The 17,964-nt window shown below is 76.3% G+C and carries 19 protein-coding genes and 1 pseudogene; 10 read left to right on the top strand and 10 right to left on the bottom strand.

What is annotated here, in order from left to right; all coding sequences use genetic code 11:
* Positions 1-21: 21 nt before the first annotated feature.
* From ACI798_RS03605 to ACI798_RS03595, 3 genes are read left to right on the top strand one after another with little or no spacing between them, the layout of a single operon-like run.
* The gene (locus tag ACI798_RS03605) at positions 22-348 is read left to right on the top strand and encodes a hypothetical protein (protein ID WP_457047255.1); all 327 of its coding nucleotides are present in this window, start codon (positions 22-24) and stop codon (positions 346-348) included.
* A 39-nt stretch (positions 349-387) separates the two neighbouring features.
* Positions 388-654 (top strand): DUF1905 domain-containing protein, encoded by a 267-nt coding sequence (locus tag ACI798_RS03600; protein WP_456942001.1) that lies wholly within the window; start codon positions 388-390, stop codon positions 652-654.
* Positions 655-708: 54 nt separating this feature from the next.
* Entirely contained in the window at positions 709-2,220 is a 1,512-nt protein-coding gene (locus ACI798_RS03595; protein WP_457047254.1) for a DUF222 domain-containing protein, read from the top strand.
* A gap of 98 nt (positions 2,221-2,318) precedes the next feature.
* Here the strand turns inward: ACI798_RS03595 and ACI798_RS03590 are convergent, their stop codons facing one another.
* From ACI798_RS03590 to ACI798_RS03580, 3 genes are all read right to left on the bottom strand, one after another.
* The gene (locus ACI798_RS03590) at positions 2,319-3,059 is read right to left on the bottom strand and encodes a hypothetical protein (RefSeq protein WP_457047253.1); all 741 of its coding nucleotides are present in this window, start codon (positions 3,057-3,059) and stop codon (positions 2,319-2,321) included.
* A 153-nt stretch (positions 3,060-3,212) separates the two neighbouring features.
* Positions 3,213-3,845: an SIMPL domain-containing protein gene (locus tag ACI798_RS03585; protein WP_456941920.1), complete on the bottom strand. Its 633-nt coding sequence runs from the start codon at positions 3,843-3,845 to the stop codon at positions 3,213-3,215.
* Positions 3,846-3,851: 6 nt separating this feature from the next.
* A complete protein-coding gene (locus ACI798_RS03580; RefSeq protein WP_456941919.1) occupies positions 3,852-4,349 on the bottom strand; it encodes a hypothetical protein in 498 nt (165 codons plus the stop codon).
* Between the two features lie 199 nt (positions 4,350-4,548).
* Between ACI798_RS03580 and ACI798_RS03575 the strand changes: the two genes are divergently transcribed.
* Positions 4,549-4,983, top strand: coding sequence for an SRPBCC family protein (locus ACI798_RS03575; protein WP_457047252.1), 435 nt, complete (start codon positions 4,549-4,551; stop codon positions 4,981-4,983).
* Positions 4,984-5,023: 40 nt separating this feature from the next.
* Complete coding sequence (locus tag ACI798_RS03570) at positions 5,024-6,691, top strand: CocE/NonD family hydrolase (RefSeq protein ID WP_457047251.1); 1,668 nt, start codon at positions 5,024-5,026, stop codon at positions 6,689-6,691.
* Between the two features lie 3 nt (positions 6,692-6,694).
* Here ACI798_RS03570 and ppk2 read toward each other — a convergent pair whose 3' ends face one another.
* The 4 genes from ppk2 to ACI798_RS03550 form a co-directional block, all read right to left on the bottom strand.
* Positions 6,695-7,531, bottom strand: a complete 837-nt coding sequence (gene ppk2 / locus ACI798_RS03565) for a polyphosphate kinase 2 (RefSeq protein ID WP_456941916.1) — start codon at positions 7,529-7,531, stop codon at positions 6,695-6,697.
* Between the two features lie 50 nt (positions 7,532-7,581).
* A complete protein-coding gene (locus ACI798_RS03560) occupies positions 7,582-9,039 on the bottom strand; it encodes a protein adenylyltransferase SelO (RefSeq protein ID WP_457047250.1) in 1,458 nt (485 codons plus the stop codon).
* 23 nt (positions 9,040-9,062) lie between these two features.
* Complete coding sequence (locus ACI798_RS03555) at positions 9,063-9,434, bottom strand: hypothetical protein (RefSeq protein WP_456941914.1); 372 nt, start codon at positions 9,432-9,434, stop codon at positions 9,063-9,065.
* Positions 9,435-9,507: 73 nt separating this feature from the next.
* Positions 9,508-10,401 (bottom strand): alpha/beta hydrolase, encoded by an 894-nt coding sequence (locus ACI798_RS03550; protein WP_457047249.1) that lies wholly within the window; start codon positions 10,399-10,401, stop codon positions 9,508-9,510.
* A gap of 186 nt (positions 10,402-10,587) precedes the next feature.
* On the opposite strand from ACI798_RS03550, the pseudogene ACI798_RS03545 reads away from it, so the two are divergent.
* Positions 10,588-11,427, top strand: a pseudogene (locus tag ACI798_RS03545) (helix-turn-helix domain-containing protein); the annotation flags it as partial.
* Here ACI798_RS03545 and ACI798_RS03540 read toward each other — a convergent pair.
* Positions 11,356-12,585, bottom strand: a complete 1,230-nt coding sequence (locus ACI798_RS03540) for a DUF2235 domain-containing protein (RefSeq protein ID WP_456941912.1) — start codon at positions 12,583-12,585, stop codon at positions 11,356-11,358. The pseudogene ACI798_RS03545 and the gene ACI798_RS03540 sit on opposite strands and share 72 nt — an antisense overlap.
* A gap of 215 nt (positions 12,586-12,800) precedes the next feature.
* Between ACI798_RS03540 and ACI798_RS03535 the strand changes: the two genes are divergently transcribed.
* Positions 12,801-14,249: an amino acid permease gene (locus ACI798_RS03535; protein ID WP_456941911.1), complete on the top strand. Its 1,449-nt coding sequence runs from the start codon at positions 12,801-12,803 to the stop codon at positions 14,247-14,249.
* A gap of 15 nt (positions 14,250-14,264) precedes the next feature.
* Here the strand turns inward: ACI798_RS03535 and ACI798_RS03530 are convergent, their stop codons facing one another.
* On the bottom strand, positions 14,265-14,891 hold the full coding sequence (locus ACI798_RS03530) for a hypothetical protein (RefSeq protein WP_457047248.1): 627 nt from the start codon (positions 14,889-14,891) through the stop codon (positions 14,265-14,267).
* A 140-nt stretch (positions 14,892-15,031) separates the two neighbouring features.
* Here ACI798_RS03530 and ACI798_RS03525 point away from each other — a divergent pair, with 140 nt between their 5' ends.
* Positions 15,032-15,988: a hypothetical protein gene (locus ACI798_RS03525; protein WP_457047247.1), complete on the top strand. Its 957-nt coding sequence runs from the start codon at positions 15,032-15,034 to the stop codon at positions 15,986-15,988.
* A 19-nt stretch (positions 15,989-16,007) separates the two neighbouring features.
* Here the strand turns inward: ACI798_RS03525 and ACI798_RS03520 are convergent, their stop codons facing one another.
* Positions 16,008-16,850 (bottom strand): alpha/beta fold hydrolase, encoded by an 843-nt coding sequence (locus ACI798_RS03520; RefSeq protein WP_457047246.1) that lies wholly within the window; start codon positions 16,848-16,850, stop codon positions 16,008-16,010.
* A 103-nt stretch (positions 16,851-16,953) separates the two neighbouring features.
* On the opposite strand from ACI798_RS03520, the gene ACI798_RS03515 reads away from it, so the two are divergent.
* Together ACI798_RS03515 and ACI798_RS03510 are read left to right on the top strand one after the other, a co-directional pair.
* Positions 16,954-17,340, top strand: a complete 387-nt coding sequence (locus tag ACI798_RS03515; RefSeq protein WP_456941907.1) for a YybH family protein — start codon at positions 16,954-16,956, stop codon at positions 17,338-17,340.
* Between the two features lie 77 nt (positions 17,341-17,417).
* On the top strand, positions 17,418-17,957 hold the full coding sequence (locus tag ACI798_RS03510; RefSeq protein WP_457047245.1) for a dihydrofolate reductase family protein: 540 nt from the start codon (positions 17,418-17,420) through the stop codon (positions 17,955-17,957).
* The last annotated feature ends 7 nt before the right edge of the window (positions 17,958-17,964 follow it).

Below are 17,964 nucleotides of genomic sequence, written 5' to 3'. Positions count from 1 at the left end.
TCACCGGTACCTTCCCCGTCCGTGCACGTCGTCCGGGGGTTGGTTCAGGCGCTCGTCCTGCTCGTCGCGGGGACGGCTGTCGCCTGCACCGTCGCCGGCGTCTGGGCGGCGGTCGCGGACGGTGACCTGCGGTCGAGGCTCGGCGTCGCGCTGCTCGTCGTCGCCGGGCTCGTCGCCCTCGTCGGTGGATCGCTGCTCGCCCGCGCCGGGACGTCGGACGTGCGGGCGTTCCTGGGCCTGGCCCCGGAGACCGGTCGGGCCGAGCCCGGGGGTTCGCTGGGGCCGGTCGGCGTCTTCCTGTTCGTCTGCGTGCCGCTCGCCGTCGCCGGGCTCTTCCTCGCGGGCTGAGGCGCCCGGATCGTCGTCCCCGTCGGGCAGGCTGCGCGCGTGCCCTTCGACGCGACGCTGGTGCGGTGGCCCGGTGCCGGCAGCTGGGTCTTCGCGCCCGTCCCCGCGGAGCACGCGCCGGAGACCGCCGGTCCGTTCGGCCGGGTGCCCGTGACCGCGACCGTCGACGGGCGCACGTGGTCGACCAGCGTGTGGCGCGACCGCGCGGCGGGGTGGCTGCTCCCCGTGCCCGCGCGGATCCGGCGCGGCAAGGACGACGGCGACGTCGTCACGGTCGACGTCGAGGTGGACCCCGTCCGGCTGTGAGAAACCGCCTCTGACCTGCGGGAACTGTCGTACCCCGGTCGTAGCGTGCGGGGTGTGCAGGAGGTCGCGGAGTACGTGTCGCCGGTCGAGCAGGCGTTGCTCGACGCGGTGATCGAGCTGCCCGCGCCGTTCCGGCGGCTGCCGGTGGACCTGCTGTCGGATGAACAGGCCGCCGCGGAGTTGCAGCGGGTGCAGGCGCGCAAGGCGATGGAGGCCGCCTACGAGGCCGAACTGGTGCTCCGCCTGGCCGAGGCCCGCCCGTCCGACATCGATCCGGCGCCGGGCACCCCCGGGGCGAGGCGCGGGTCGTGGGTGCCGGACACCGAGCTGCCCGGGGTGTCGGAGTTCTTCTCCGCCGAGCTCGCGGTGGTGCTGAACGTCGGCCGCGGTACCGCCGCCCACCTGGCCCACCGGGCGTGGACCTATCGGGAGAAGCTGCCCGCCACCTGGGCCGCACTGGCCGCCGGCACCCTCGACGAGGCCCGCGCCAAGGCGCTGGTGGACGTGCTGGAGCACACCACCGCGGCCACCGCCCGGGCGATCGAGTCGGCGCTGCTGCCGGACGCGACGGGCCTGACGGTCCGGAAGCTGAAGGACCGGGCGCTGGCGCTGCTGCTCGACGCCGACGCCGACGCCATCGACGGCCGCCGCCAGCAGGCCGAACGGCACGCCGACGTGCGGCTGTACGACTGCCCGTTCGACGGCATGGCCACCCTCGCCGCCGACCTGCCCGCCGACGTCGCCGCCGCCTGCCACGCCGTCGTCGACGCACTCGCCCGGATGCGCAAGGCCGACGGTGATCCCCGCCCGATCGGGCAGCTGCGCACGGTGGTCCTCGCCGACCTGCTGCAGCGCCCGTGGGAGAGCGGCCGGCCGGCGGTGACCGCGCACCTGCAGGTCATCGCCACCCTCAGCGCGCTGGCCGGCCGCAGCACCGAGGCCGGCCAGGTCAACGGGTTTCCGATCACCGCCGCCCACCTGCGCGAACTCCTGCAGCAGCTCGACGCCCTGGGCCTGCGGGTGCCCGAGGGCGGGTCGGTGACGGTCGCGCTGGTCGACGACGGCGGCGCCCTGCGCGCCACCACCACGCTCGAGCAGCTGCGTCGGCTGGCCGGCCGCGGCTGCCCCGACCACCCCGCCGAGGCCGACTGCGACTGCGACTGCGCAGTGCTCGACCGCCCGGACACAACCCATGCCTACGCGCCCTCGGCGCCGCAGCAGCGGTTCGTGCACACCCGGGACCGCACCTGCCGCTTCCCCACCTGCGGGCAGCGGGTCGGCTGGGCGGATGTCGACCACGTCGTCCCGCACGCCCACGGCGGCGCCACCGACTGCGCCAACCTGTGCTGCCTGTGCCGCAGCCACCACCGCCTCAAGACCTTCGCGAGGGGGTGGCGGTTCGAGATGAGTGCCGACGGCGTGCTGACCGTCACCACCCCGTCGGGGATCACGCGGACCACCCGCCCACCCGGGATGCGACCACCCCCGGCCGAGTCGGACCCACCACCGGCCGGCACCGGACCACCATCACCCGCCGACCCGGCCGACGATCCCCCGCCCTTCTGACCGACCCGATCAGAGGGACGTCGGCTCGCCCGCACCCGGCGAGCCGACGCCTGCGGTCCTCCCCTGCGCACGGAGGTCAGGGCGCCGGGGGACGTGCATCAGCGGCCGTACCGGACGTGCAGCAGGCCGTCGTCGGTCTCGGCCAGCCGCCCGCCTGCCGCGGCCATCGCCTCCGCCGCCCGCGCCAGCCGCTCGTAGGCGGCCGCCGCATCGAGGAGCGTCGCGGCGCGGTCGGCTGCGTGCCGGAAGGTCAGGGACTCGACCGTCCGGACGAGGACTCCGCCGGCCACGGCGTGCACCCGCAGGGCGCTGCCCTCGGCGACCAGGTCGCGGCCGGGACCGACCCGGGCCGCGACGACCGCCCACCGCCGGGAGCCGAGTTCCGTGGGCGACACCTGCCGGGCGAGCTCGGCGAGCACCTCGGACGGCAGGTCCGGCCCGCCCACCTGCACCGCCCCTCCCCCGCCACGGGCCACGACCGGAGTGCCGGGGACGGCGCCGAGGGACAGCACGTCGTCGTCGGCGACGGGCGGCTCGTCGACCACCCGGACCCGCCAGTGCAGGGCGGGGGCGACGCCGGGCGCCGGCAGCGGCACCGGCGTCAGGGACGTGGCGGCGCGCTGCCGCCGGGACGGGCGGGTGGCGAGGAGGTGGCCGTCGCGCATCGGCTGGGCCAGCGTCCAGCCGGCGGCGTGCGCGGCGCGGAGTTCGGCGGCCAGGAGGCGCACCCGTGCGGCGGCATCGGTCAGTGAGACGACGTCGTCGAGGTCCCAGCGGTACTCGGTCTCGTGGCGCGAGCCGGGCCAGGGCGACGGCGGTCGGGAGAGCTGCGTGGTCATGTCGATCCTCGCGCGGACGGGACGCCCCGCGGCGGGGAGCCGGCGGGGACCGCCGGGCCGGCGCCACGGGGACGGACCGTCTCGCGGGTCGGGGCCGGCGGGTGTCCCCGGGCGGGGTCCGGCGCCGACCGGCCGATCATGGCACGACCCGGCTCACTCCCCCAGGGCGTAGGTCGCCTCCACGACGGCGCGGACGACGACGTCCTGCGGGTCCAGCTCCAGCGCGGGACCGCCGCCGCGGGCCATGACCGCCATGGTCTCGGGCGCGCCGGGCACCGCGGAGGACAGTCCCGGGTCGGCCAGCTCCAGCAGCGGCCCGAGCGGGCGCCCCACCGCGTCGGCGAGGTCGGCGGCGGCCTCGCGGGCGGCGGCGACGGCGGCCCGGCGGACGGCGCGGCGCGCGGCGGCGGGGTCGTCGAGGTCCCAGGAGACGCCGCCGATCCCGGCACCCGCCGCGGCCACCACCTCGGCCAGCTCCGGCACGGCGCCCGCGTCGGCCTGCACGGTGCCGCCCACGGTCGCCTCCCAGCCGGCCCGCTCGGCGGTCCCGGTGTCCCAGACGAACCGCTCGTGCACCGACACCCGCGACAGCACCACGGCCCGGACCCCGGCGACCCCGTCGAGCGCCGCGCGCAGGCCGGCGGCCACCCCCGACGCCACCGCCAGTGCCGCGGCCCGGCCGTCCGGGGAGACCTCGCGGACGTGCACGGCGAGCGTCGCGCAGTCGGGCGGGTGGTCGGCGCAAGCCTCACCGCGCACGCGGACGACGGCCGGCGGCAGCGTCACGCGCGGTCAGCCGACCACGGGCGCGGGCGCGGACAGCTCCGCGACCACCGACTCGTAGCAGCCGTGCAGCAGGTCCAGCCGCTCGACGAGGCGGTCGACCCACGCCGCGGACGTGCTGACCGGCACCGGCTCGAACATCAGCGACCAGAACAGCCGGTCCACGTGCGCGGTGCGCACGAACCGCCGCTCGTCCACCGACAGCGTCGACCCGACGGCCTCGGCGAACCGCCGGGCCGCCTCCCTCCGCAGCCGTCCCGCGGACGAGGGGACGGCGAGGCCGATCGCGCGGCCCAGCAGCGGGACCAGGCGCGGCCGGTCGGCGTCGGAGAGCACGTCGTTGGCGTGCCGCAGGACGGCGGCCAGCTCGGCGTCGACGCACGCCGGCGCGTCGCTGAACGCCTCCCCGGCCAGCAGGGCCGTGTACTCGAGGAAGCACGCGCCGCGCGCGGGCGTGCGGTGCCGTCCCCGGCTCAGGACGGGCAGGTAGTCCGGGCTCCATGTCATGGTCACCGCCCCCTCCGGGCCGCCTCCGGCCGTCGGCGCGACGAGCGTAGGTCCGCGGAGCGGCTCAGCGCAGTCCTGCGGCCATGGCGGGACCGCGACGCAGCCACCCGGCCGCGGCGAGCCCGCGCCGGGAGCCCTCGACGGCGCCTGACGACGTCGGCCACGGTGAGCCGGACGCCGACCCGAGGAGCCCAGCGCGATGACCCAGGTGTCCACCGCGATCGAGATCGACGCGCCGCCGGAGCGGGTGTGGGCCGAGCTCACGGACCTGCGCGCCTATCCCGAGTGGAACCCGTTCATCGTCCGGGCCGCGGGCGACGTCGTCCCCGGCGCCCGGCTGTCGCTGCGGATGCAGCCGGTGGGCGGGCGGGCGATGGGCTTCCGCCCGCGCCTGCTCGAGGTCGCCCCGCCCCGCGAGCTGCGGTGGCTCGGCCGCCTCGGCGTCCCGGGGCTGTTCGACGGCGAGCACGTCTTCCGCCTCGAGCCCGCCGGGCCGGGCACCCGGCTCGTCCAGGAGGAGACCTTCCGCGGCGTGCTCGTCCCGCTGCTGGCGCGGTCCCTGCGGCGCGGCACGCTGCCCGGCTTCGAGGCCATGAACCGGGCGCTCAAGGAGCGGGCGGAGCGGCCTCTCTGACCTGCCCTCGGGCGCACGGGACGGTCGGTAGCGTCCGGCCATGACCGTCCTCAGCAGGCTGGGCGCCCTGGCCGTGGACCTCGCGCTGGGGCTGCGCCCCACCACGGGCAGCTACACCGTCGAGCGCGACCTGGCCGTCCCGATGCCCGACGGCGTCGCGCTGGTCGGCGACCTGTGGTGCCCGGTCGGCACGCGCGGGCCGCAGCCGGTCGTCCTCGTCCGCACGCCCTACGGCCGGGCCGGCGCGGGCGGGCAGCTGTTCGCCGCGCCCCTGGCCCGGCGCGGCCTGACCGTCTTCCTGCAGGCGACCCGCGGGACGTTCGGCTCGGGCGGGCACTTCCGCCCGTTCACCACCGAACACGAGGACGGCCTGGCCACCGTCGCCTGGCTGCGCGCGCAGCCGTGGTGCGACGGCCGGGTGGCCACCACCGGCGGCAGCTACTTCGGGCACACGCAGTGGGCGGTGGCGCCCTACGCCGACCCGCCGCTGACCTCGGTGTCGCCGCACATCACCGCGGCCGACGTCAGTGACACGGTCTTCTTCCAGAACGGCGCGCCCTCGGTGCACACGGCGCTCGCGTGGTCGGCGCAGATCGGCCGGCAGGAGCGCGGCGGGCTGCTCGGCGGGCTACCGGACCCACGGCTGCGCAAACAGGTCCGCCGGGCGCTCGGGCGGCTGCCGCTGCAGGCCGCCGACGTCGCGGTCGCCGGCGCGCCGGTGCCCTTCTGGCGCGACTTCGTGGCGCACTCCGAGCCCGGCGACCCGTTCTGGTCCGCCGCCGACCACGGCGAGGCCGACCTCACCCGCCTGCCCCCGGTGAACATGGTCACCGGCTGGTGGGACCTGTTCGTCGCCGGGCAGATGGCCGACGTCACCGCCCTGCAGGCCGCCGGCGTCCCGGTGCGGGTCACCGTCGGGCCCTGGCTGCACGGCGAGTTCGGCGAGCTGCGGGCGATCGTGCGCAGCGACGTCGCGTGGCTCCGCCACCACCTGCTCGGCGGGCCGGTGCCCCGGGGCGCCGCCGTCCGGGTGTTCCTGCAGCAGGCCGGCCGCTGGCTGGACCTCGACCGGTGGCCGCCGGCGCAGGCCCGCGACGAGGTCCTGCACCTGCGCGCCGGCGGCGGCCTCACCGCGCAGCCGGCGGACGACGACGCCGCGCCGGGCCGGTTCACCTACGACCCGGCCGACCCGACCCCGGCCGTCGGCGGGCCGCTGCTGCAGCCGCCGGGCGGGCAGGCGGACAACCGGGAGGTCGAGGCGCGCGACGACGTCCTGGTGTTCACCGGTCCCCCGCTGGCCGCCGACCTCGACGTCGTCGGGCCGGTGCGGGCACGGGTGCACGTGCGCACCGAGCTGCCGCACGCCGACGTCTTCGTCCGCGTCTGCGACGTCGACCCCGCGGGCGTCTCGCGCAACGTCGTCGACGGGATCCGCCGGCTCGACCCTCGCACCGTCCCGGCCGACGACGTCGCGGTCGCCGACGACGGCACCCTCGCCGTCGACGTCGCGCTGTTCCCCACCGCCTACCGGTTCCGGGCCGGCCACCGGGTGCGGGTGCAGGTCAGCGGCGGCGCGTTCCCGCGGTTCGCGCGCAACCCGGGCACCGGCGAGCCGCTGGGCACGGCGACCGAGCTGCGGGCCAACCGGTTCGAGGTGCGGCACGACGCCGCGCACCCCTCGTGCGTGGTGCTGCCGGTCCTCCCCTGACCGTCAGGGGACGACGTCGGGCACGAACCGCTGGCTGTCCATGGGCGGGCGCACGTAGTCCTCGTCGACCGGCGGCCGCGGCGGCAGCTCCGGCGGTGCGGGGGTGAGGTCCTCGTAGGGCACCTGGGCGAGCAGGTGCGAGATCACGTTGAGGCGGGCGCGCTTCTTGACGTCGGCCTCGACCACCCACCACGGCGCCTCGGGGATGTCGGTCGCGGCGAACATCGCGTCCTTGGCCTTGGAGAAGTCCACCCAGCGGTTGCGCGCCTCGAGGTCCATCGGGCTGAGCTTCCAGCGCTTGGTCGGGTCGTGCAGCCGCGCCTGGAACCGCTTCTCCTGCTCGGTGTCGCTGACCGAGAACCAGTACTTGAGCACGGTGATGCCGCTGCGGACGAGCATCCGCTCGAACTCCGGGCAGGAGCGGAGGAACTCCTCGTACTCCTCGTCGGTGCAGAAGCCCATGACCCGCTCGACGCCGGCGCGGTTGTACCAGGACCGGTCGAACAGGACCATCTCGCCGCGGGTGGGCAGGTGCTCCACGTAGCGCTGGAAGTACCACTGCCCGCGCTCGCGCTCGGTCGGCGCCGGCAGGGCCACCACCCGGGTGGCCCGCGGGTTGACCGACTCGGTGATCCGCTGGATCGCGCCGCCCTTGCCGGCGGCGTCGCGGCCCTCGAACAGGACGACGACGCGCAGCCCCCGCGCGCGGATGAACTCCTGCTGCTTGACCAGCTCCACCTGGAGGCGGGCCATCTCCTCCTCGTAGTACGCGGTGGGGACCTTGCCGGTGGACCTGGGTGCCTCCTCGACGGAGGGGCCGGACCTCTTCTTGGACGCCATGCCGCAGCATCGACCCGCCCCGCCCGGTGGAGCAAGGTGCCGCGGGACGGTCAGGTGCCGCAGAAGGTGACGAACGGTCCCTCGGGGCCGGGCGCGGCGTAGCGCTCCAGCCCGGGCCGCTCGTCGAACGGGCGGCGGACCACCTCGACCAGCCGCTCCACCGGGCCGAGGTCACCGGCGGTGGCCGCGGCCAGCGCCTCCTCGACGAGGTGGTTGCGCGGGACGTACACGGGGTTGACCCGGTCCATGGCGTCCGCGTCCGGCGCCAGCGCGTGCCAGCGCTCCAACCAGGCGTCGGTCCCGGCCAGGTCGAGGACCAGCTCGCGGACCGGCTCGGCGTCGCCGCGCGCGGCCGCCGACAGCCTCCGCACCGACGAGGTCAGGTCGACGCGGTTCGCCTGCAGCAGCGCGAGCCAGTCCTCGACCAGCGACCGGGTGACCTCGTCGTCGAGCCCGGCGGGCAGGCCGAGCCTGGCCCGCCAGCCGGTCAGCAGCGCCGCCTCGAAGCGGGGGCGGAACCGGCCGAGCGCCTCGACGGCGAGCGCGACCGCCTGCTCCTGCTCGCCGGCGAACAGCGGCAGCAGCGCCTCGGCCAGCCGGGCGAGGTCCCACTCGGCGGCCAGCGGCTGGTTGCCGTAGCGGTAGCGCCCGCCCTCGTCGACCGAGCTGAACCAGGTGTCGGGGTCGTAGCCCTCCAGGAAGGCGCACGGCCCGTAGTCGATGGTCTCGCCGGACAGCGTGACGTTGTCGGTGTTCATGACGCCGTGCACGAAGCCGACGAGCATCCAGCGCGCCACCAGGTCCGCCTGCGCGGCGACGACGGCCTCGTACAGCGCGAGGTACGGCTGGTCGGCGTCCGCCGCGGCCGGGTGGTGCCGGGCGATCGCCTCGTCGGCCAGCCGGCGCAGCAGGTCGTCGTCGCCGGTGGCGCGGGCGTACTGCGCGCTGCCCACCCGCAGGTGGCTCGCGGCCACCCGGGCGAGGACGGCGCCGGGCAGCAGGGTCTCCCGGCGCACCGGCCGCCCGGTGGCGACGACGGCGAGCGAGCGGGTGGTGGGGATGCCGAGGGCGTGCATCGCCTCGCTGACGACGTACTCGCGCAGCATCGGCCCGACGGCGGCCAGCCCGTCGCCGCCGCGGGAGAACGGCGTGGCGCCCGAGCCCTTGAGGTGCAGGTCGACCGGCCGGCCGTCGACGCCGGTGAGCTCGCCGAGCAGCAGCGCCCGGCCGTCGCCCAGCCGCGGGTTGTAGTGGCCGAACTGGTGGCCTGCGTAGGCCTGCGCCACCGGCCGCGCGCCCTCGGGCACGACGGTGCCGGTGAGCAGTCCGACGCCCGCGGGGCCGCGCAGCGCCTCCGGGTCCAGGCCGAGCTCCGCGGCCAGCGGCTCGTTGAGCACCAGCAGCCGCGGGTCGGGCGTTCCCACGGCCTGCCACGGCACCGCCATCTCCGGGAGCGCGGTGGCGAAACGGGTGCCGAGGACGACGGAGACGCCGGGGGTGACGGTCACCCCCTCGAATGTACGGACGGGGCTCAGCGGCGCCCGGGGAGACGACCGGCCGCCCGCGCGGCCAGGGTGCGCAGCCGTCCGGCCGCGGACGGGCGCGGCGCCGCGAGCCGCGACTCGACGGCGGCCAGCCGCGTCTCCAGCTCGGTGACCGTGGCCGGGGCCGCCGGGGCGGGCGGCGGCGTCACCGCGAGCTCGGCCAGGCTCTCGGTCAGCCCGGACACCAAGCCGGCCACCTCGTCGGGCCGGAGCTTGACGGTGCCGACGCACGCGTCGTCGCGCCAGATGCTCAGGTTGACCAGGCCCTGCGCCGGGTGCGCGGAGACGCGGACCGCGCGGGTCCGGTCGCGTGCGTCCCACACCCAGCGGGCCCGTGCCGGCATCGCGGTGACCGTCATCCCGCCATGATCGCCGCCGGGAGCGCCGCCGGCCAGCAGGAACCGGCCGGCCGTCGGCGGCCGGCCGGGCGCGTCACTGGGCGCCGGCGACCTGCGGGCGCGGTCCCGTCGCGTGCTCGAGCGCCCAGTCGAGGGACTCGTCGGCGATCGCCTCCCAGCCCGGCGCGGCGGGCAGCAGGTGCGGGTAGCCGGGGTACTCGCGCACCTCGGTCACGGTGTCGCCGCGGTAGTGCGCCGCGTTCGACCGTTGCACCGACGGCGGCATGAGGTGGTCCTCGCCGCCCGAGACGAACAGCAGCGGCGGCCGGGCCTCGTTGCCGTAGTCGACGTGGGCGTCCTGCGGGCCGGGCATCAGGTTGGCCAGCACGGAGTTCCACAGGATCCGGCCCGACGCCGGGATGTGGTACCGCCGGTAGAGCGCCCGCGACTCGTCCTCGGGGAACGTGTTGGTGAAGGCGTAGTGCCACTGCTCCTCGGTCAGCCCGACGGCGCGGTGCCGGTTGGCGGGGTTCTTGAGCACCGCCCAGGTGGAGCGCAGCTGCGACAGCGGCACCACCTTCACGCCCTCGGTCGGCGCCGAGTCGATGACCACGCCCACCGCGCCGAGGCCGCGGTCGAGCAGCAGCTGCACGAGCGTCCCGCCGGCGGAGTGGCCGATGAGGACCGGCGGCCGGTCCAGCCCGCGGACGAGCGCGGACAGGTGCTCGACGATCGCCGGCAGCGTGACCTCGGCGATCGGCGTCGGGTCGGCGTTGAGCGCCTCGACCTCGCCCTCGAAGCCCGGGTAGGTCGGGGTGAGCACGCGGAAGCCGCGCTGCTCGTAGTGCGTCTTCCAGTGCTCCCAGCTGCGCGGGGTCACCCAGAAGCCGTGGATCAGGACGATGGTGTCCGGTGCGATGGTGTCCGGTGCGGTGGTGCTCGGTGCGGTGGTGCTCGGTGCGGTGCGAGGTGCTGGTGGCGTGGTCACGGTCGCTCCCTCGGGGTGGTGGCCGGTCAGCGCGAGCCTGACAGCGGAGCCGTCCGGTGACCGGTCCCTGCGTGCACGGCTGCGGTCCCTGCCTGCACCCGGGCGGGTTCCGGTCGCCGGGGCGCTCTGCCAGGCTCGACGGCGTCCACGGGGGACGTCAGCTGCCCGAGGCCCAGGGACGGCGCGATGCTGCTCTCCGACACCACCCCGCTCCCCCGCACCGACCGCGCCGACCGCACCGACCGCACCGAGGCCTTCCCGTACGGGACGGCGGTGCTGCTGGCCACCGACGCGACCCGCCTCCGCACGGTCCGCACCCGGCGGCACGCCGCCCGGGACGCCGCCCGGGACGCCGCCCGGGACGCCGCCCCGGTGGTCGCGCTGGCCTTCCCGCACCGCGGCCGCGGCGAGCTCGGGCAGCCGGGCCGCGGGCAGCCGGCCGAGGGCGGGGACCTGGTGCTGGTCGACATGACCGCGCCCCCCGGGTCCGCCCGCGCGGCCGGCGGCGGGTCCCGCGCGCTGCTGGTCCCCCTCGACCGGCTCGGCCTGCCGGTCGACGTCGTCCGCCGGGCGGCGCCGCGGCTGCGGGCCAGCGCGCTGCACGGGCTGGTGCGCGCGCACCTGCAGCGGATCGCCGACGACGCCGCGGCGCTGTCGGCCGACCCCGGTGCCGCCGCGCTCGGGGCCGCCACGGTCGAGCTGGTCCGCGCGCTCGTGGTGTCCGCGGCCGGCGACGACCGGCCCGGCCCGCCGGTACGGGAGGACACGCTGGTGACCCGGGTGCGCGCGCACGTCGCCCGGCACCCCACCGACCCCGGCCTCACCCCGGCCGCCGTCGCCCGCGCGCACGGCGTCTCGGTCCGGCAGCTCTACAAGGCCTTCGCCGCGGCGGGCGCGAGCCTGGAGCAGGAGGTCATCGCCCGGCGGCTGGAGGCCGCGCGGGCCCGGCTGGCCTCACCCGCCGGACGGCAGCGGTCGATCGCCGCCACCGCCCGCGCCTGCGGCTTCGCCGACCCCAGCCACTTCGCCCGCCGGTTCCGCGAGGCCTTCGGGATGAGTCCGCGGGACTGGCAGCGGGCGTCCGCCGCCCGCTGACCGCCGGCCGGCGTCGACCTCGGTGCGCCGCCCGCCGCGGGCGAGGAACGCGGCGACGCCGGGGGGCCGGTAGCGCTCGTCCTGCAGGTACCGGCGGACGGCGGTCGTCGCCAGGCTCTCGGTGTGCGGGTGCCCCTCCCCGATCGGCCGGTGGTACCGCGGGAGCAGCCGGTACAGGCCGGTGCGGGAGTCCCGCAGCTCGCCGAGCGGGTCGGGCGCCGGGCGCGGGCGGTTGTCGTCGGGCACCTCGCCGGGCCGGGGCGGCGCGAAGGCGTCGCGGTGGAACGCCAGGCCGCACTCCCGGGCCCGCTCCACCATCCACAGCAGCGCGACGTCGGACAGCGAGGTGTCGCGGTAGCCGCCGCCGACGCCGCAGTGCACGCCGGAGAACCAGACCTGCTCCAGCCGCTGGCCCTCCGGCCGGGCGTCGCCCCGGCGCGGCTCCCACAGCGTGGGCCGGAAGGCGCGGCGGGTCTCGTCCACGGCCAGCGCCTGGAAGGCGTTGCGCACCTTCGAGCTCAGCGTCGTGTCGTGGAACGCCCACCGCCGGTTGACGAAGCCCAGGCCGCGCACCGGCAGCCCGAGCGCGCCCACGGTGTCCCAGACGCCGATGAAGTGCACGTCGGGCTCGTACGAGTAGGAGCGCCGGAACAGCTCGGCCTCGGTGCCGCGGGGATGGGCCTGCCGGCAGCGGTAGAGCTCGTAGGCCTCGTCGAGCCGGCCGGCGTGGCGGCGCTCCAGCACGCCGGCGGTGCGGACCAGGCCGACGGTGCTGCGGGCGGTGAACGCGCCGCGGCTGAACCCGAAGAACCACAGCTCGTCGCCGGGCTCGTAGTTGTCGACGATCGTCCGGTAGGCGTCCTTGACGGTGCGGGACAGCCCCACGCCGAACGCGCCGCCGCGGTACCGCTCCCCGCGGGCGGTGCCGACCCCGCGCAGGTAGTAGACGCACTGCCGCAGCCCGTCGTCGCCGGCCGGGGCGACCTCCAGGGCGATCTTGGTGACGTTGGTCGGGCACGGCCGGCCCGCGGCCACCTGGTCGGGGGTGTTCCAGGTGCCGTCGCAGCACACGACCAGTCGCTTCGGCACGGCACCTCCCGCGGGGGCACGTCAGGTGCCTGCCACGGTGCTCCCCCGCCGCCCGGCCGACAAGGCCCCGCTGTGCCGACGCGCCACCGTGCCGACGCGCCACCGTGCCGACGCGCCACCGTGCCGACGCGCCGCTGCGCCGGCGTCCCGCTTTGCCGACCCGGCGGGACGCGGGCAGGCTCGCCGCACACGGGGCCCGCGACGAGGGGACGCCCATGAGCACCCGGGACCAGCACTCCGTCTGGCGGCGCCTGCCGGTCGAGCAGATGGACGACGCCGAGGAACGCGTCGCCGGCGGCGCGCTCGCCAAGAGCCTGGGGCTGTGGCAGCTGACCGCGATCGGGGTCGGCGGCATCATCGGCGTCGGGATCTTCTCCCTCGCGGGGCTCGTGGCCGCCGGCGACGCGGACAACGAGGCCGTCGGGCCGGCCGTGCTCATCGCCTTCCTGATCGCGGGCCTGGCCTCCGCGGCAGCGGCGCTGTCCTACGCCGAGTTCGCCGGCATGATCCCGCGCGCCGGATCCGCCTACACCTACGGCTACGTGGCCCTCGGCGAGCTCATCGGGTGGTTCATCGGCTGGGACCTGCTCCTGGAGTACATCGCCATCGTCGCCGTCGTGGCGATCGGCATCTCCGGCTACCTCGGCGAACTGCTCGACAACCTCGGGCTCACCCTGCCGACCTCGCTCACCGCGTCCGCCGAGGAGGGCGGCGTCGTCAACGTCCCCGCCGTCCTGATCTGCCTGCTCGTCACGTTCATCCTCAGCCGCGGCACGAAGACCTTCGGCCGGTTCGAGCTGGTGGCGGTGGGGATCAAGATCGTGCTGATCCTCGGCATCATCGGGCTGGGCGTCTTCTACGTCGAGGCCGGGAACTACGACCCCTTCCTGCCGTCCGGCTTCGGCCCGGTGCTCACCGGCGCGGCCACCGTCTTCTTCGCGGTCTTCGGCTACGACGCCATGAGCACAGCCGCCGAGGAGGCCGAGGACGGCAAGAAGCACATGCCGAAGGCGATCATCCTGTCGCTGGTCATCGCGATGCTGCTCTACGTCGCCGCGACGCTGGTGCTCACCGGGATGCAGGACTACCGGGACATCGACCCGACCGCCGGTTTCGCCTCGGCCTTCGAGGGTGCGGGCCTGCCGGTGGTCGCCAGCATCATCTCCGTCTTCGCCGTGCTGTCCATCCTGACGGTGATGCTGACCTTCCTGCTCGGCGTCACCCGCGTCTGGTTCTCCATGAGCCGCGACGGGCTGCTGCCCCCGTGGTTCGCCAAGGTGGACCGGACCGGCACCCCGCAGCGGGTCACGTGGATCGCCGGCGTGGGGGCGGCCGTGCTGGCCGGCGTCTTCCCGATCCGCGCCGTCGCGGACCTGACGAACATCGGCATCCTGTCGGCGTTCATCGTGGTCTGCGTCGCGGTCATCCTGTTCCGCTACACGCGGCCGGACACGCCGCGGCCGTTCCGGTTGCCGCTCATGCCCGTCGTCCCAGCCTTCGGGGTGCTCGCGTCGCTGTTCCTCATCTGGCAGCTGCCGTGGGAGACGTGGGCCCGCTTCGGGGTCTGGCTGCTCATCGGGCTGGTCATCTACTTCGCCTACGGGCGGAAGCACTCGCTCCTGAACCCGGACAGCCCGAGCCACCGCCAGCCGGTCGACGACTGAGCGGCGCTCCGGCCGTCAGGGGCGGAGGGCCTGGCTCCCGCGGTAGGAGAGGTCGCGGACGGCGCGGAACAGCCCGACCGGCTGGAGGTCGTCGGCCCCGAGCGTCGGACGGAAGCGCAGCACCTCGGACTCCGCGTCCGGCCGGGCGGCGCCGACGGTCAGCCGTCCCCACCGCGTCCAGCCGCCGGCGAGCGGTGCTGCCAGCAGGTCCCAGCCGGCGCCCTCGCTCCGCGCGCCCAGCACCACCAGCCGGCCGCTGCCGGTCCGGTACGGCAGCACGGAGGAGAACGTCCGGCCGAGGGGCCGCGGCACGAACAGGTGGCGCAGGCCCGGCAGGCCCCCGGAGGTGTTGACCAGGACGTCCAGCGGCGCTCCGCCCCACCCGAGTCCCGGGAAGCGGACGGCCAGGCCGACGACGTCGGGCAGTGGCTCCGGCAGCCCGACCCCGCGGGAGAGGCGGACGACGACGTCGTGCGTGTCCTCCGCGTCGAGCAGCCGGGCGCCCCACGAGCCGCCGCCGACGGTCTCCACGGTCCCGGTGGACGCCCGCCCGCGGGGGTGGAACACGCGCGCGCCGCGCACCGCCGTCCCCAGGGCGAGCGCGGACGCGGTGACGGTGCGGGGCAGAGCGAACGGGTCCATGCGGTCGGCCTACCCGGCGACGCGCCGCACCACCGCCGCCACGTCCGGGGCGTTCGGCCCTGTCCCGTGCGCACCCCGCGGGCCACCGTGGACCGGGCGGGGGACGACCGTGCGACCGACGACGCCCACCGGAGGCAGCCGTGCCGACGACGCGGAGGACGACCGGCCACCTGCGAGCGGCGGTGCTGCTGACCGGCGTGGTCGCCCTGACGGTCACGACCGTCCCGTCAGCGGCGGCGTCCTGGCCGGAGGTGATCGTCCTGCCGGGCGCCACCTCGGCCGAGGGCATCGCGGCGGGCGGGGGCGACACGTTCTACGCGGGCGACCTGTTCGCCGGCGACGTCTTCCGCGGCGACCTGGAGGCGGGGACCGCCGAGCTGTTCATCGACGCACCGGCCGGCCGGTGGGCGGTCGGCATGGACGCCGACCTCCGGCACGGCCTGCTCTACGTCGCCGGCGGCGGCACCGGCCAGGCGTACGTGTACGACCTGCACTCCGGGGAGACGGTCGCGGAGTACCGGTTCGCGCCGCCGTCGCCCGCCCCTCCGGCGGCCTTCACCACGCTGGTCAACGACGTCGTCGTCACCCCGGCGGGCGCGTGGTTCACCGACAGCCGGCGCGCCGTGCTGTACCACGTGCCGATCGACTCCTCCGGGCGACCGGGGCCGTTCCGCACGCTCGCGCTGCACGGGCCGGCGGCCGACACCGCGGGCGAGATCAACCTCAACGGCATCGACGCCGCGCACCACGGCGCCACGCTGGTCGTCGCGCACTCGACCAACGGCGAGCTGTACACGGTCGACCCGGCCACCGGCGCCAGCGCGGTCGTCGCCGGGGTCAGCGTGCCGTCCGTGGACGGCATCGAGCTGCACCGGGACTCGCTGTGGGCGGTGCAGAACACCGATCGGGTGAGCGAGGTCCGGCTGAGCTGGGACCTGGCGTCCGGGTCCGTCGTGGAGGTCGTCACCAGCGACCTCTTCCAGACCCCGGCGACCGCCATCCGGCACGAGGGACGGCTCGCCGTCGTGAACACGCACTTCGACACCGGCATCCCGCCGACCGCGGACCGGTACGAGGTCGTCCTCGTCCACGACTGACCCGGGCGGCCGCCTGGGGTCAGGACGCGCCGTCCGGGGGCCGGTCGAACAGCGCGAGCACCATCGGGACCAGCCAGTCCAGGCGGTCGAGCACGCCGCTGCCCGGCGGCATGAAGTGGGTGGTCCCCGGCAGGACCGCCAGGCGCGCCCGCGGCAGACCGGCCAGGTCGCCCATCGCCCCGCCGCCGAGGAGGTGGAAGAGCTCGACGGCGGACTCCACGCGGACGGCGTCGGCGTCCCCGGCGACGACCAGGGTGGGCGCGGTGATCCGCCGGATGTCCTCGGCCGGCCAGTCGAAGGGGGTCTCGTCGAGCGTCTTGAGCTTGTGGACCAGGACCGGGAAGTGGCCGGGGTCGGGGGCGAGCGCCCGGTAGGTCGCCTCCATCGGCGTCCCGGCGAACACCTCCGGCGTGATGCCCGGGATCATCTCGACCAGCTCCGGCGCCATCCCCCTGCTCGAGTGCGACGCCGAGACGACCACGAGCGTGCGGACGACCTCCGGGTGGCGGACGGCGAGCTGCAGCGCCGCGGCGCCGCCCATGCTGAAGCCCAGGACGTCGGCGCGCTCGATGCCGAGGTGCGCGAGGAGGCCCGCGGCGTCGTCGGCCAGGCCCTCGTAGGTGATCGGCCGGTCGACGTCCGCCGTCCGGCCGTGGGCCTGCAGGTCCGGGACGACGACCTCCCGGGTGGCGGCCAGGGCGGACACCAGCGGCCCGAGGTCGCCCGCCGACATGTACGCGCCGTGCAGGAGGAGCACCGGACCACCGGCCGGCTCCCCGGTCGGCGCGTGGACCTCGACGTACATCCGCAACCCGTTGACCGGGGCGAACTCCGTCCGCGTCGCGGGAGCGGTGTCGGTCATGGCGCCCTCCTCGGTGGTCCGGCCCCTGGGCGATGCGATCGTCGCGCACCCCCGAGCGCGCCGGGAAGCCCCGCCGGCCCGGCGGACGTGACAGCGTGGCCGCGTGGACAGGGCCGGCGTGGCGCGGTGGGTGGCCGGGTACGAGCGCGCGTGGCGGGAGGGGGACGTGGCCGGGGTCGCCCGGCTGTTCACCGACGACGCGCGGTACCGGCGCTCCCCCTACGAGCCGTCGGAGGTCGGCCACGCGGCGATCCAGGCGTTCTGGCGGGAGGACGAGGGCCGGACGTTCACGGTGACCGCCGAGCCGGTCGCCGTCGACGGGCGCGACGCGGTGGTCCGGCTGGAGGTGCGCTACGGCGACCCGGCACCCCAGGAGTACCGGGACCTGTGGGTGCTGCGCTTTGCGGACGACGGCCGGGTCGAGGACTTCGAGGAGTGGGCGTACTGGCCCGGCCGGCCGTACACCGCGGAGGCCGACCGGGCCGGGTGAGGACCCCGCGGGCGGCTCACGGGCCGGCGCTCCGGGGAGTCCGCCGGGAGCTCCGCGGCGGCCTACGCTCGTCCGCCATGGCGACGGTCTTCGCCGGGATGGCGGCCAGCCTGGACGGCTTCATCCAGTCGACCTCCGGGGACCTCGCGTGGCTCAACGACGCCATGGCCCCGGGTGAGGACTACGGCTTCGCGGAGACCGAGGCCCGCACCGGGGCCTACGTCGTCGGCGCCAACACCTACCGGGAGATGGGCACCGCCGGCATCGGGTCCGTGCCGACCTGGGTGGTCACCCACGACGCCGACCTGGCGACCGGCCGGGACGTGCACGCGTACGCCGGCGACCTGACCCGGCTGATCGACACCGTGCGGTCCCGGATCGACCCCGGCAAGGACATCTGCGTCTTCGGCGGCGGGCGGCTGGTCACCCAGCTCCTGGAGCTCGGCCTCGTCGACGAGCTGGGCGTCTCCGTCGTCCCCGTCGTCCTCGGGGGCGGCGTGCCCTTCTTCGGCACGATGACGGCGAGCACCAGGCTCCGGCTGGTCGAGTGCCGGCCGTTCCCCTCCGGGATCGTGCTGCTGAACTACCGGGTCGTGCGGCCGGCCCGGGCCGGGTGAGGACCCC

Source organism: Geodermatophilus sp. SYSU D01045 (assembly GCF_054050295.1).
This window is presented reverse-complemented; position numbering and strand designations above follow the sequence as displayed.

Excerpts from the sequence above, each read along its gene's own strand:
- ACI798_RS03590 (WP_457047253.1), bottom strand. The coding sequence starts at position 3,059 with ATGACCACGCAGCTCTCCCGACCGCCGTCGCCCTGGCCCGGCTCGCGC.
- ACI798_RS03580 (WP_456941919.1), bottom strand. The coding sequence starts at position 4,349 with ATGACATGGAGCCCGGACTACCTGCCCGTCCTGAGCCGGGGACGGCAC.
- ACI798_RS03575 (WP_457047252.1), top strand. The coding sequence starts at position 4,549 with ATGACCCAGGTGTCCACCGCGATCGAGATCGACGCGCCGCCGGAGCGG.
- ACI798_RS03570 (WP_457047251.1), top strand. The coding sequence starts at position 5,024 with ATGACCGTCCTCAGCAGGCTGGGCGCCCTGGCCGTGGACCTCGCGCTG.
- ppk2 (WP_456941916.1), bottom strand. The coding sequence starts at position 7,531 with ATGGCGTCCAAGAAGAGGTCCGGCCCCTCCGTCGAGGAGGCACCCAGG.
- ACI798_RS03555 (WP_456941914.1), bottom strand. The coding sequence starts at position 9,434 with ATGACGGTCACCGCGATGCCGGCACGGGCCCGCTGGGTGTGGGACGCA.
- ACI798_RS03535 (WP_456941911.1), top strand. The coding sequence starts at position 12,801 with ATGAGCACCCGGGACCAGCACTCCGTCTGGCGGCGCCTGCCGGTCGAG.
- ACI798_RS03530 (WP_457047248.1), bottom strand. The coding sequence starts at position 14,891 with ATGGACCCGTTCGCTCTGCCCCGCACCGTCACCGCGTCCGCGCTCGCC.
- ACI798_RS03520 (WP_457047246.1), bottom strand. The coding sequence starts at position 16,850 with ATGACCGACACCGCTCCCGCGACGCGGACGGAGTTCGCCCCGGTCAAC.
- ACI798_RS03510 (WP_457047245.1), top strand. The coding sequence starts at position 17,418 with ATGGCGACGGTCTTCGCCGGGATGGCGGCCAGCCTGGACGGCTTCATC.